The sequence below is a fragment of the Streptomyces sp. NPDC058274 genome (genome assembly GCF_042881375.1).
Classification (GTDB): domain Bacteria; phylum Actinomycetota; class Actinomycetes; order Streptomycetales; family Streptomycetaceae; genus Streptomyces.
The window spans coordinates 45138-58386 of sequence record NZ_JBHVXW010000003.1; the positions used below are offsets into that span (position 1 = coordinate 45138).

General features: G+C 69.7%; 9 protein-coding genes. 1 reads left to right on the top strand and 8 read right to left on the bottom strand.

The window, feature by feature from the left end; all coding sequences use genetic code 11:
- Nucleotides 1-111: 111 nt before the first annotated feature.
- The 8 genes from ACFVYF_RS07485 to tkt form a co-directional block, all read right to left on the bottom strand.
- Nucleotides 112-2730, bottom strand: coding sequence for a TIM-barrel domain-containing protein (locus ACFVYF_RS07485; RefSeq protein ID WP_389452261.1), 2619 nt, complete (start codon nucleotides 2728-2730; stop codon nucleotides 112-114).
- A 334-nt stretch (nucleotides 2731-3064) separates the two neighbouring features.
- Nucleotides 3065-3673, bottom strand: coding sequence for a histidine phosphatase family protein (locus ACFVYF_RS07490; protein WP_389452264.1), 609 nt, complete (start codon nucleotides 3671-3673; stop codon nucleotides 3065-3067).
- Nucleotides 3674-3680: 7 nt separating this feature from the next.
- Nucleotides 3681-4559, bottom strand: coding sequence for a phosphogluconate dehydrogenase (NAD(+)-dependent, decarboxylating) (gene gnd, locus ACFVYF_RS07495; RefSeq protein WP_389452267.1), 879 nt, complete (start codon nucleotides 4557-4559; stop codon nucleotides 3681-3683).
- A gap of 6 nt (nucleotides 4560-4565) precedes the next feature.
- Nucleotides 4566-6215: a glucose-6-phosphate isomerase gene (gene pgi, locus ACFVYF_RS07500; protein ID WP_389452270.1), complete on the bottom strand. Its 1650-nt coding sequence runs from the start codon at nucleotides 6213-6215 to the stop codon at nucleotides 4566-4568.
- Nucleotides 6208-7143 carry a glucose-6-phosphate dehydrogenase assembly protein OpcA gene (gene opcA, locus ACFVYF_RS07505; protein ID WP_389452273.1) on the bottom strand — a complete coding sequence of 312 codons (936 nt, stop codon included), beginning with the start codon at nucleotides 7141-7143 and terminating at the stop codon, nucleotides 6208-6210. The genes pgi and opcA overlap by 8 nt, the downstream gene beginning before the upstream one ends.
- Nucleotides 7140-8915, bottom strand: a complete 1776-nt coding sequence (gene zwf / locus ACFVYF_RS07510) for a glucose-6-phosphate dehydrogenase (RefSeq protein WP_389452275.1) — start codon at nucleotides 8913-8915, stop codon at nucleotides 7140-7142. Before zwf ends, opcA begins: the two co-directional genes overlap by 4 nt.
- Complete coding sequence (tal, locus tag ACFVYF_RS07515; protein WP_389452278.1) at nucleotides 8912-10057, bottom strand: transaldolase; 1146 nt, start codon at nucleotides 10055-10057, stop codon at nucleotides 8912-8914. Before tal ends, zwf begins: the two co-directional genes overlap by 4 nt.
- A gap of 19 nt (nucleotides 10058-10076) precedes the next feature.
- Nucleotides 10077-12152, bottom strand: a complete 2076-nt coding sequence (gene tkt, locus ACFVYF_RS07520) for a transketolase (RefSeq protein ID WP_389452281.1) — start codon at nucleotides 12150-12152, stop codon at nucleotides 10077-10079.
- A gap of 146 nt (nucleotides 12153-12298) precedes the next feature.
- Between tkt and ACFVYF_RS07525 the strand changes: the two genes are divergently transcribed.
- The gene (locus ACFVYF_RS07525; protein WP_389452283.1) at nucleotides 12299-13198 is read left to right on the top strand and encodes an AraC family transcriptional regulator; all 900 of its coding nucleotides are present in this window, start codon (nucleotides 12299-12301) and stop codon (nucleotides 13196-13198) included.
- Nucleotides 13199-13249: the final 51 nt, after the last annotated feature.

Here is a 13249-nt window from a genome sequence, read left to right on the forward strand (position 1 = left end):
TCGGCGGGGGGGGGTTTTTGTTTCTTTGTGGGGTGGGGGGGGGGGGGGTGATTATTTTGCTCGTCAGCTCCTTGGGGGGGGGCGGGCCCCCCCCCCCCCCCCCACCCCGGCCTACCGCACGAGCCGCAGGCGGAACGCCCGGTCGAGCGTCAGGCTCGGTGTCCTGACCGTCGTGACCCTGGTGTCCGTGTCGTACGACCAGGCCGAAGCCGGCAGTGGCCGCCCGTTCAGGAGCACCTGTCGCGGAGCGGACTCACCGTGCACGGTGAAGCGGTACGCGCGCGCCCCGGGCTTGTCCCGGTAACTGCCCTTGCTCGCACCGACGTTGACCTCGGTCGACCCCTTCGCCGCACTCATGGACACGCGCTGCGCGGCCGACGCGCCCTCGGCGAACTTGCGGGTCACCCCGTCGTCCTCGTACAGCGTGTAGCTGCTGTCGCCCTTCGGGTACAGGTCCCAGTCGAGCTCGTGCCGGTCGCGGGTCTGCCAACTGGTCGTCCCCTTCGGCCACATGGGGACGATCGCACCGCTCTTCACGAAGAGGGGAAGGGTGTCGAGGGGCGCGTGGTAGCCGTTGACCGTGGTCGGTCCCTGGTAGATGCGGCCCGTCCAGTAGTCGGTCCAGGTGCCCTTCGGCAGATAGATGCCGTCACGGGTGTCGGAGTCCTCGTAGACCGGTGCGACCAGGAAGTCGGATCCCGTGAGGAACTCGTACTTCGCCTGCGCACCAAGGGTGTTGGGGTCGTCCGGGTACTCCAGCCACAGCGGCCGGACCGCGCCCACGCCCGTCTTCGCCGCCTCGGCCGACAGTGTGTACATGTAGGGGAGCAGGCGCTCCTTGAGCTGGAGGTACTTGCGGTTGACGGACGTGTACGGCTCGCCGTCCAGCCAGGGCTGCTGGTCGGCCGGCTTCCCGGTTCTGATGTCCGACGCCCAGCCGTCCATCGTCATGATGGCGGGCAGGAACGCCTTCCACTGGAGGTCGCGGGCGTACATCTCGGGGTCGTGGCGGTAGATCGAGCCCACGTCACCCGTGTTGTAGGCGATGCCGGACATGGTGGCCCCGGCGTACGTCGGGATCTGCCAGCGGATGTAGTCCCACGACAGCTTCTGGTCGCCGCTCCACAGGACGCCGCAGCGCTGGGCGCCCGCCCAGGACACCGGCAGCCAGACGAAACCGCGCGCGTCGCTGTTCTCCTCGATCCCCGCCTTGGCCTTGTCGCAGGCGTCCAGGGCGAAGCGATAGCCGTTGCCGACCCAGGCGACGTCCAGTTTGGCGACGCGCTGGCCGGCCTTCACCTGGTCGGCGAGCTTGTCGATGCCGTCCTGGGTCCACAGGCCGAGCTGCGCGTGGTGGTCCTGGAGACCCTTGGCGGTCTGCTCCAGGTTCTCGTAACCGCAGCCGTAGCCGTCGTTGACGAGCATCCAGCCCAGCGGCATGTCGTGCTCGGTGTATCCGTCGGCGACCTTCAGCGCGTCGAGGGTGTGCCGTTCACCGCGGTTGGCGTTGTGCAGATAGCAGTCGGAGTCGCCCGGTTCGAGGCCGTACACCGGCGGCATGAACGGCTTGCCCACCAGCGCGGTGTACTTGCCGATCACCTGCTTCGCGTCACCGGTGAAGTAGTAGGCGTCCAGGCGGCGTTCCTGCTGTCCGGTCCTGACCGGTGCGCCGAAGTCGTAGACACCGGGCGCGAAGGTGTTGCGGAAGACGCCGTAGCCCGCGCTGGAGAGGTAGAAGGGCTGCGAGTTGTTGTAGCCGCCCTCGTTCCAGTCGAAGCTGTTCGCCACGTACATCGTCCGGTCGCGGTGCGAGAAGCTGCCGTTCTGCTCCCCGCCGCCGAAGAACTGCTCGTCCGCGCCGCGCGCGAGAGACTGCCGCATCCCGCTGGTGGACCAGCGCAGCGGCTTGTCCTCCTGCCAGACCCGCGTGCGGTTGTCCGCCTTGTAGAGGCCGAAGCGCAGCGGTTTCTTGTACACGCGCAGCACGGCGCCGGGGGAGCGGATGCCGTAGTACGAGCCCGCGTCGAAGGACGTGGTGTGCTTCTGCAGGGCCGGCTGTTTGCGGACGATGGCGGTGCCGGCCGGGTCGTCGAGCGACCCGGACGGGTCTGCCTGCAACCGGAGTTGACCATCCGTCAGGAAGTCGGCCCGCGCTTTCAGCTGTCCGGCGGCGATGGTGTAGCTGCCGTCGCCGCCGCTGAAGGAGGTGAGGTCACCCGCGTCGGTGGTCTCCGGGAGATACGCCTTCCCGGTGTACGCGTTGTCGTGCACGTCGTACGGCACGACCAGCACGTGGTAGGTCCCCGACGCGTTCGGGATCAGCGTGGCCTCCGGGTCGGCGGTGCCCGCGCTGGAGGCGACCTGCTTGCCCGCGTCGTCGTAGACGTACAGATCGAAGTCGTCGGTGGGCTTCTGCCACTCGATCGAGATCGGTACGCCGCCCTCGGGGTTGTCGGCCCAATACCCCTCGGGCACCGAGACGTTCACGTCGAAGCGGTCGCAGGTCCTGTTGTCCGGGTCGTCGGCGGCGGCGGGACAGGTCTCGGTGCCGCCGGACGTGCCCTTCGGGTAGACGGGACTCTGCCAGGTGACGCTCTTGTGGGTGGCGTCGAGAACGGCGCTGGGCGGGGTCGCCGCGAGCGCCGGCCCGGCCGGGGCGCTGAGCACGGTGACGGCCAGGGCGGTGGCGAGCCCCGCCATGGCCCAGGAACGGTGTCGGAGTCTTCGCACGGTACGCATCTCCACTCAAACCGGCAGTGTGGTGTTTGCAGGTGCTCGAAACAGCGTCGGATCGTGCATGTTCAAGCAGAGAGAGTGGCCGTTCGCGCAGGTTCATGTCAATGGAGCTCGACGGAAAGGCGGGCGCCGCCGCTCCGGGAGACCGTCATCGGGGCTCTGGCGGGCCGACGCCTGTGCGGCCGGACAGACGCTCGGCGCAAGGCAGTTGACATGACTAAGGGGCCGGGCTCCAGTGGAGCCCGGCCCCTTAGCGCCGACCGCTTCGTCACGTCCCGCTTCCGGTCCCGGGGGCGATCACGGGTCTATGTCTCCGGTCCCCGAGGGGTCACGGGCCGACGGCCGCGGCGCCTCCGCCGGCGTTCCATTCGGCGATCACGGGACGGCCGTGCTCGGTGGAGAGCCGGCTGACCGTGCCCGTCGCGAGCTGGAACAGGCGTCCGTCCGCGGCGGGAAGCCCCAGATAGCGGGCCGTCAGCGCGCGCAGGAAGTGGGCGTGTCCGACGAGGACCACGTCCCCGTCGTCCAGCGCCGTACCGGCGTGCTTCAGCACGCGGTCGGCGCGCTGTCCCACCTCGGCGGGGGACTCGCCCGGATGGCCGGCCGGCCCGGGCGGCACCCCGTCGTCCCACAGGTACCAGTCGGGCCGGGTGCGATGGATGTCGACGGTCGTGACGCCTTCGTACCCGCCGTAGTCCCACTCGTGCAGCTCGGGATCCGGCACGGCCCCGGCCAGGCCCGCGAGTTCCGCGGTCCGGATCGCGCGGTGCAGTGGGCTGGTGAGCGCGAGGGCGAAGGTCCGGCCGGCGAGCAGCGGGGCGAGGGACATGGCCTGTTCCTCGCCGCGCCGGGTGAGGGGCAGGTCGGTCCAGCTGGTGTGCTGTCCCGACACGCTCCACTCGGTCTCGCCGTGGCGGACCAACAGGAGGTCGCCCACGGCTCGCCTACTTCGCCGACTCGACGGCGTGCCCGCCGAACTGGTTGCGCAGCGCCGCGATCATCTTCATCTGCGGCGAGTCGTCCTGGCGGGAGGCGAACCGGGCGAAGAGCGACGCGGTGATCGCGGGCAGGGGCACGGAGTTGTCGATGGCCGCCTCGACGGTCCAGCGGCCTTCGCCCGAGTCCTCCGCGTAGCCGCGCAGCTTGTCCAGGTGCTCGTCGCCGTCGAGGGCGTTGACGGCGAGGTCGAGCAGCCAGGAGCGGATGACCGTGCCCTCCTGCCAGGAGCGGAAGACCTCGCGCACGTCGGTGACGGAGTCGACCTTCTCCAGCAGCTCCCAGCCCTCGGCATAGGCCTGCATCATGGCGTACTCGATGCCGTTGTGGACCATCTTGGAGAAGTGGCCCGCGCCGACCTTGCCCGCGTGCACGAACCCGAAGTCGCCCTCGGGCTTCAGCGCGTCGAAGACGGGCTGCACCTTCGCGATGTTCTCCGCGTCGCCGCCGACCATCAGGGCGTAGCCGTTCTTGAGGCCCCACACGCCGCCGGAGACACCCGCGTCGACGAAGCCGATGCCCTTCGCCGCCAGCTCCTCGGCGTGCTTCTCGTCGTCCGTCCAGCGGGAGTTGCCGCCGTCGACCACCGTGTCGCCGGGCTCCAGCAGGTCACCCAGCTCGTCGACGACCGACTGGGTCGGGCCGCCCGCGGGCACCATGACCCACACCACGCGCGGGCTTTCGAGCTTCTCGACGAGCTCGCCGATGCTGTGTACGTCGGCGAGGTCGGCGTTGCGGTCGTAGCCGATGACGGTGTGGCCGGCGCGGCGTATCCGCTCGCGCATGTTGCCGCCCATCTTGCCGAGGCCGATGAGTCCGAGCTGCATGTCAGTTCACTTCTTCCGGAGAGTGCGGTAGGCGGCCACGAGGGCGGCGGTGGAGGGGTCGAGACCGGGCACGTCGGTGCCTTCGGTGAGGGCGGGTTCGATGCGCTTTGCGAGGACCTTGCCGAGTTCGACGCCCCACTGGTCGAAGGAGTCGATGTTCCAGATCGCGCCCTGGACGAACACCTTGTGCTCGTACAGCGCGATCAGCTGGCCGAGGACCGAAGGGGTCAGCTCGCGCGCGAGGATGGTCGTGGTGGGGTGGTTGCCCTTGAACGTCTTGTGCGGGACCAGGTCCTCGGGCACCCCTTCGGCACGCACCTCGTCGGGTGTCTTGCCGAAGGCCAGGGCCTGCGTCTGCGCGAAGAAGTTCGCCATCAGCAGGTCGTGCTGAGCTGTGAGTTCGTCACTCAGCCCGGCGACCGGCTCGGCGAAGCCGATGAAGTCGGCCGGGATCAACTTCGTACCCTGGTGGATGAGTTGGTAGTACGCGTGCTGGCCGTTGGTACCGGGCGTGCCCCACACCACCGGACCGGTCTCCCACTCCACCCGCTCGCCGTCCCGGTCCACCGACTTGCCGTTGGACTCCATGTCCAGCTGCTGCAAGTAGGCGGTGAACTTCGACAGGTAGTGCGAGTACGGCAGCACCGCATGCGACTGCGCATCATGGAAGTTGCCGTACCAGACACCCAACAACCCCAGCAGCAACGGCACATTGGACTCGGCCGGGGCGCTACGGAAGTGCTCGTCGACGAGATGGAACCCGTCGAGCATCTCCCGGAACCGGTCCGGACCAATCGCGATCATCAACGACAGGCCGATCGCCGAGTCGTAGGAATAACGCCCGCCGACCCAGTCCCAGAACTCGAACATGTTCGCCGTGTCGATACCGAAGTCCGACACCTTCTCGGCGTTCGTCGACAACGCCACGAAGTGCTTCGCGACCGCCTTGTCCTCGCCGCCGAGCCCGGCCAGCAACCAGGTCCGCGCCGAGGTGGCGTTGGTGATGGTCTCGATCGTGGTGAACGTCTTGGACGCGATGATGAACAGCGTCTCGGCCGGATCCAGGCCGCCGAGGGCCTCGTGGAGATCGGCGCCGTCCACGTTCGACACGAAACGCAGCGTCAGCGAACGGTCCGTGAACGCCTTCAACGCCTCGTACGCCATCGCCGGCCCGAGATCCGACCCACCGATACCGATGTTGACCACGTTCTTGATGCGCTTGCCCGTGTGACCGGTCCACTCACCCGAACGGACCCGCTGTGCGAAGCCGGCCATCTTGTCCAGCACCGCGTGCACCGCCGGCACCACGTTCTCGCCGTCCACCTCGACCACCGCGCCACGCGGCGCCCGCAACGCCGTGTGCAGCACCGCCCGGCCCTCGGTCACATTGATCTTCTCGCCCCGGAACATCGCGTCCCGCAACTCGAACACACCGGTGGCCGTGGCGAGTTCCTGGAGCAGGGCGAGGGTCTCGTCCGTGATCAGGTGCTTGGAGTAGTCGACGTGCAGATCGCCGACGCGTGCGACGTAGCGTTCCGCGCGCCCGGGGTCCGTGGCGAACAGCTCACGCAGCTGCGGCTGGAGCAGCTCCTGGGCGCGGTGGTCCTCCAGTGCCGTCCACTCCGGGCGGTGGGTGAGCTTGGGGGAGTCAGACATGGCTGGGGTTCTCCTTGGTGCCCTGGCCCCGCAGGGCTACGGCGTACATCTCGTCCGCGTCGAGGCGGCGCAGTTCCTCGGCGATCAGTTCCGAGGTGCTGCGCACCTTGAGCGCGAGGGTGCGGGCGGGCTGACCGGGCAGGGACAGGGTGGCCAGCGGGCCCTCGGGGCGGTCGATGCGGATCTCGCCGTTCCCGGTGCCGAGCCGGACGGCGGTGACGACGGGCCCCGCGCTGACGACGCGCTCGACCTTGACCTCCAGCCGGGCCTCCAGCCAGCGGGCGAGGAGTTCGGCGCTCGGGTTCTCGGCCTCGCTCTCGACGGCGGCCGAGGTCACCTTCGTACGGGCCTGGTCGAGGGCGGCGGCCAGCATCGAGCGCCACGGGGTCAGCCGGGTCCACGCCAGGTCGGTGTCGCCGGGCGCGTACGCGCGGGCCCGGGCCGTCAGTGCGGCGAGCGGTGTCTCGACCGCGTACATGTCGGTGATCCGGCGGGCCGCGAGGGCGCCCAGCGGGTCCTTGACCGGGACCTCGGGCGCGTCCACCGGCCACCAGACGACGACCGGCGCGTCGGGCAGCAGCAGCGGCAGGACCACGGAGTCGGCATGGTCGGACACCTCGCCGTACATGCGCAGCACGATCGTCTCGCCGGTGCCGGCGTCGGCGCCCACCCGGACCTCGGCGTCCAGGTGCGAGTTGGTGCGGTCGCGCGGGGTCCTGGCGTGCCGCTTGATGACGACCAGGGTGCGCGAGGGGTGCTCCCGCGAGGCCTCCTCGGCCGCCTTGATCGAGTCGTACGCGTTCTCCTCGTCGGTCACGATGACCATCGTCAGGACCATGCCCACGGCAGGCGTGCCGATGGCGCGGCGGCCCTGCACAAGGGCCTTGTTGATCTTGCTTGCCGTGGTGTCGCTCAGGTCGATCTTCATGGCCTGCGCCAGCTCCGTCCGTCTCGTGCGAGCATCTCGTCGGCTTCCCCGGGTCCCCAGGTGCCCGAGGCGTACTGCGCGGGCTTGCCGTGGGTGTCCCAGTAGCCCTCGATCGGGTCGAGGATCTTCCAGGACTCTTCCACCTCCTGGTGACGGGGGAAGAGATTGGCGTCGCCGAGCAGGACATCCAGGATCAGCCGTTCGTACGCCTCCGGGCTGGACTCGGTGAACGACTCGCCGTACGCGAAGTCCATCGTGACGTCCCGGATCTCCATCGACGTACCCGGGACCTTCGAACCGAAGCGCACCGTCATGCCCTCGTCGGGCTGGACGCGGATGACGATCGCGTTGGCGCCGAGCTCCTCGGTGGCGGTGGAGTCGAAGGGCGAGTGGGGCGCGCGCTGGAAGACCACCGCGATCTCCGTCACCCGACGGCCGAGCCGCTTGCCGGTCCTGAGGTAGAAGGGGACGCCCGCCCAACGGCGGTTGTCGACCTGGAGCTTCACCGCCGCGTAGGTGTCGGTCGTCGACCGCGGGTCGATGCCGTCCTCCTGGAGATAGCCGAGCACCTGCTCGCCGCCCTGCCAGCTCGCCGCGTACTGCCCGCGCACGGTGTGCTCGCCCAGGTTCTCCGGCAGCTTCACGGCCCTGAGGACCTTCAGCTTCTCGGTGAGCAGCGACTCGGCGTCGAAGGCGGCCGGCTCCTCCATGGCGGTCAGCGCCATCAGCTGGAGGAGGTGGTTCTGGATGACGTCACGGGCCGAGCCGATGCCGTCGTAGTACCCCGCGCGGCCGCCGATCCCGATGTCCTCGGCCATCGTGATCTGCACGTGGTCGACGTAGCTGCGGTTCCAGACGGGCTCGTACATCTGGTTGGCGAAGCGCAGCGCCAGGATGTTCTGGACGGTCTCCTTGCCGAGGTAGTGGTCGATGCGGAACACCTGGTCCGGGTGGAACACCTCGTGCACGATCGCGTTCAGCTCACGCGCGCTCGCCAGGTCGTGGCCGAACGGCTTCTCGATGACCGCGCGCCGCCAGGAACCCTCGGGAGCGTCCGCCAGCCCGTGCCGCTTGAGCTGCTGGACGACCTTCGGGAAGAACTTGGGCGGTACGGAGAGGTAGAAGGCGTAGTTGCCGCTCGTACCGCGTGAGGAGTCCAACTCGTCGACCGCCGCGCGCAGTTGCTTGAACGCGGTGTCGTCGTCGAAGTCACCGGGGATGAAGCGCATGCCCTCGGCGAGCTGCTGCCAGACCTCCTCGCGGAACTCGGTCCTGGCGTGCTCGCGCACCGAGTCGTGCACCACCTGCGCGAAGTCCTGGTCCTCCCACTCGCGCCGGGCGAACCCGAGCAGTGAGAAGCCCGGCGGCAACAGGCCGCGGTTGGCGAGGTCGTAGACGGCCGGCATCAGCTTCTTGCGGGACAGATCGCCGGTGACGCCGAAGATGACGAGACCCGAGGGGCCCGCGATCCGGGGAAGCCGGCGGTCCTGGGGGTCACGCAGCGGGTTCTCCCAGTCGGTCCCGTCGAGCCCGAGGGCCTCGACGAGGGCCCGCTGCGCCGACTCGGCGCCGGCTGCGGGGTTTCCGGCAGCGGCTGCCGGGTCCTCCGCCGCGGCGGACGGCGTCCCGGCCGTGGCCTTCGGCGACTCGGCGCCGGACTCCGGGTTCCCGGCAGCGGCTCCGGATTCCGGGTTCCCGCCGGCGGCGCCGGCCGTCGGCGACGACGCCTCGTCTTGCGCCACCGGGGTCTTCCGCGCAGGCGTGCCGCTCATTCCCCCTCAACTCCCTTGCTGCTCAGCGAGGTGGCGACGGCCTCCAGCAGGTCCTGCCACGCGACCTCGAACTTCGAGACGCCCTCGTCCTCCAGCTGCTTCACGACCTCCTCGTAGGAGATCCCGAGCCGCTCGACGGCCGCGAGGTCGGCGCGGGCCTGGGCGTAGCCGCCGGTCACCGTGTCGCCGTGGATGTCACCGTGGTCGCCGGTGGCCTTGAGGGTCCCCTCCGGCATGGTGTTGACCGTGCCCGGCGCGACCAGCTCGTCGACGTAGAGCGTGTCCTTGTAGGCGGGGTCCTTCACGCCCGTCGAGGCCCACAGGGGGCGCTGCTTGTGGGCGCCGGACGGGGCGAGCGCGGTCCAGCGGGCGGAGGCGAAGACCTCTTCGTACGCCTCGTACGCGAGCCGGGCGTTGGCGAGGGCCGCCCTGCCCTTGAGCGCGAGGGCCTCGTCGGTGCCGGCCTTCGCCAGCCGCTTGTCGATCTCGCTGTCGACGCGGGAGACGAAGAAGGAGGCGACGGAGTGGATGCCGGCCAGGTCGATGCCCGCGGCCTGCGCCTTCTCCAGGCCCGCCAGATAGGCGTCCATGACCTCGCGGTAACGCTCCAGCGAGAAGATCAGCGTGACGTTGACGCTGATGCCGAGGCCGATGACCTCGGTGATCGCCGGGAGGCCGGCCTTCGTCGCGGGGATCTTGATCATCACGTTCGGGCGGTTCACCAGCCAGGCGAGCTGCTTGGCCTCGGCGACGGTGGCCTCGGTGCGGTGGGCGAGGCGCGGGTCGACCTCGATCGACACCCGCCCGTCACGGCCGCCGGTCCTGTCGTACACCGGCCGCAGGATGTCGGCCGCGGCGCGGACGTCGGCGGTGGTCATCATGCGGACGGCTTCTTCGACGGTGACGCCGCGTACGGCGAGGTCGGCCAGCTGCTCCTCGTAGCCCTCTCCGGAACCGATGGCGGCCTGGAAGATCGAGGGGTTGGTGGTGACGCCCACCACGTGCTGGTGCTCGACGAGTCCGGCGAGGTTGCCGGACGTGATCCGCTTGCGCGAGAGGTCGTCCAGCCAGATGGAGACGCCTTCGTCGGAAAGGCGCTTGAGGGGTACCGCGGTCGCGGTTGCTTCGGTCACAGTGATCATCTTCCTTGGTGCGCTCGGATCAACCGCGGGCTGCGGCAAGAGATTCCCGCGCGGCGGCGGCGACGTTCTCGGCGGTGAAGCCGAATTCGGCGAAGAGGGTCCTGGCGTCGGCGGAGGCGCCGAAGTGCTCCAGCGACACGATGCGTCCGGCGTCACCGACGTACCGGTACCAGGTCAGGCCGATGCCCGCCTCGACCGCCACGCGGGCCTTCACGGACGGCGGAAGCACGCTCGCGCGGTACTCCGGCGACTGCTCCTCGAACCACTCCACGGACGGCATCGACACCACGCGGGTACCGACACCCTCGGCCTCCAGCCGCTCACGCGCGCCGACGGCGAGCTGCACCTCGGAGCCGGTGGCGATGAGGATCACGTCGGGGGTCCCCGTCGAGGAGTCGCGCAGGACGTAACCGCCCTTCGCCGCCTCCGGGTTGGCCTCGTACGCCGGCACGCCCTGACGGGTCAGGGCCAGGCCGTGCGGGGCCGGGTTGGTGGCGTGCCGCTTGAGGATCTCGGCCCAGGCGATCGCGGTCTCGTTGGCGTCGGCGGGGCGGACGACGTTGAGGCCGGGGATGGCGCGCAGTGAGGCCAGGTGCTCGACCGGCTGGTGGGTCGGGCCGTCCTCGCCGAGGCCGATCGAGTCGTGCGTCCAGACGTAGGTCACGGGGAGCTGCATCAGCGCGGAGAGGCGTACGGCGTTGCGCATGTAGTCGGAGAACACCAGGAAGGTGCCGCCGTAGATGCGGGTGTTGCCGTGCAGCGCGATGCCGTTCATCTCGGCGGCCATCGAGTGCTCGCGGATGCCGAAGTGGACGGTACGCCCGTACGGGTCGGCCTCCGGGAGCGGGTTGCCGGCCGGCAGGAACGAGGAGTTCTTGTCGATCGTGGTGTTGTTCGAGCCGGCCAGGTCGGCGGAGCCGCCCCACAGCTCGGGGAGCACATCGCCGAGCGCCTGGAGCACCTTGCCGGACGCGGCTCGCGTGGCGACGGACGTGCCCGCCTCGAAGACGGGCAGCGCGCTCTCCCAGCCCTCGGGCAGCTGGCCGGCGACGACACGGTCGAAGAGCCGGGCGCGCTCGGGCTCAGCGAGGCGCCACTCGGCGATCCGCTTGTCCCAGCCGGCGTGGGTCTCGGCGCCCCGGTCGAGGGCCGCACGGGTGTGGGCGAGCACCTCGGGCGCCACCTGGAAGGACTGCTCCGGGTCGAAACCGAGGACGCGCTTGGTGGCCGCGACCTCGTCGGCGCCGAGGGCCGAGCCGTGGGAGGCCTCGGTGTTCCGCGCGTTCGGGGCCGGCCAGGCGATGATCGTGCGCATCGCGATGATCGAGGGGCGGCCGGTCTCGGCCTGCGCCGCCCGCAGCGCGGAGTGCAGCGCGTGGACGTCGATGTCGCCGTCGTCGGCGGGCGTGATCCGCTGGACGTGCCAGCCGTACGCCTCGTACCGCTTGAGGACGTCCTCGGAGAAGGCCGTGGCGGTGTCGCCCTCGATGGAGATGTGGTTGTCGTCGTAGAGGAAGACGAGGTTGCCGAGCCGCTGGTGGCCGGCGAGGGACGAGGCCTCGGCGGAGATGCCCTCCTGCAGATCGCCGTCCGAGACGATCGCCCAGATGGTGTGGTCGAAGGGGGACTCGCCCTGCGGGGTCTGTGGGTCGAAGAGGCCGCGCTCGTAGCGGGCGGCCATCGCCATGCCGACGGCGTTCGCGACGCCCTGGCCGAGCGGTCCGGTCGTGGTCTCGACACCCGCGGTGTGCCCGTACTCGGGGTGACCCGGGGTCTTCGAGCCGTGCGTGCGGAACGCCTTCAGATCGTCGAGGCCGAGTTCATAGCCCGACAGGAAGAGCTGGGTGTAGAGGGTCAGCGAGGTGTGGCCGGGCGACAGGACGAAGCGGTCACGACCGGTCCACTCGGGGTCGGCCGGGTCATGCCGCATCACCTTCTGAAAGAGGGTGTACGCGGCCGGGGCCAGGCTCATCGCGGTCCCCGGGTGCCCGTTTCCGACCTGCTGTACGGCATCGGCCGCCAGAAGGCGGGCGGTGTCGACGGCACGCCGGTCGAGATCGGTCCACTCGAAGCTGTCGAATATTTGCGTGCTCATCTTCAAGAAGTCCTCGATGGGAGCGGGGTAACTGCTCGGATGCGTTCAAACTTAAAAGTCTGACTTTTGCCGGGGAAGGTGCCCCTGTGTCAGCCTTCGGTGAAAGTGGGACAGCGAGTGCGGGACCGAGTCGACACGAGAAGGACATGGCGGACAGAACACCCCAAGACGGCGCCGGGGCGCAGGACGGCATCAGGACCTTCCCCTTCCCCGTCGACCTGAGCGTCTCCGGTGTCGGTATGCAGATCGGCCCGATGGGCACCGGCCGCACCTGGCACGCGGACGCACCCCTGGACCGGGTGCACCGGATCGACTTCCACGTCGTGATGCTGTTCCACGAAGGTCCCGTCAGACACATGATCGACTTCGCCGAGTACGAGGCCTCCGCGGGCGACCTGCTCTGGATCCGCCCCGGCCAGGTGCACCGCTTCTCCCATGACACCGGGTACCGCGGGACCGTCCTGACCATGCAACCGGGTTTTCTGCCCCGCGCCACGGTCGAGGCGACCGGCCTCTACCGCTACGACCGGCCCCCGCTGCTGCGCCCGGACGCTCCCCGGCTGGCCGCGCTCGAACACTCCCTGGCCCAACTGGAGCGCGAGTACGTCGACACGACCACCCTGCCGCTCAGCCTGCACACCTCGGTGCTGCGGCACTCGCTGACCGCGTTCCTGCTGCGGCTGGCGCACCTCGCGGCGAGCTCCGCCGAGGCGGCGCACGAGCAGGCCGGCACCACCTTCACCCGGTTCCGGGACGCGGTCGAGAAGGACTTCGCCACCAACCACAGCGTCAGCGCCTATGCCGACGCGCTCGGTTACTCCCGCCGCACCCTGGTCCGCGCGGTGCGCGCGGCGACCGGAGAGACCCCGAAGGGCTTCATCGACAAGCGGGTGATCCTGGAGGCCAAGCGGCTGCTGGCGCACACGGAGATGCCCATCGGCCGCGTCGGCGCCGCGGTCGGCTTTCCCGACGCGGCCAACTTCTCCAAGTTCTTCCACCAGCACACGGACACGGCTCCGGCGCAGTTCCGGGCCGAACTGCGCTGAAGGGGCGGGCTTTTGGAGCCCGCCCCTTCTCGTTCTCCGCCGGTGATCCGA

Coding starts and splice junctions, on each gene's coding strand:
- pgi (WP_389452270.1), bottom strand. CDS start 6,215: ATGTCTGACTCCCCCAAGCTCACCCACCGCCCGGAGTGGACGGCACTG.
- gnd (WP_389452267.1), bottom strand. CDS start 4,559: ATGCAGCTCGGACTCATCGGCCTCGGCAAGATGGGCGGCAACATGCGC.
- tal (WP_389452278.1), bottom strand. CDS start 10,057: ATGATCACTGTGACCGAAGCAACCGCGACCGCGGTACCCCTCAAGCGC.
- zwf (WP_389452275.1), bottom strand. CDS start 8,915: ATGAGCGGCACGCCTGCGCGGAAGACCCCGGTGGCGCAAGACGAGGCG.
- opcA (WP_389452273.1), bottom strand. CDS start 7,143: ATGAAGATCGACCTGAGCGACACCACGGCAAGCAAGATCAACAAGGCC.
- tkt (WP_389452281.1), bottom strand. CDS start 12,152: ATGAGCACGCAAATATTCGACAGCTTCGAGTGGACCGATCTCGACCGG.
- ACFVYF_RS07525 (WP_389452283.1), top strand. CDS start 12,299: ATGGCGGACAGAACACCCCAAGACGGCGCCGGGGCGCAGGACGGCATC.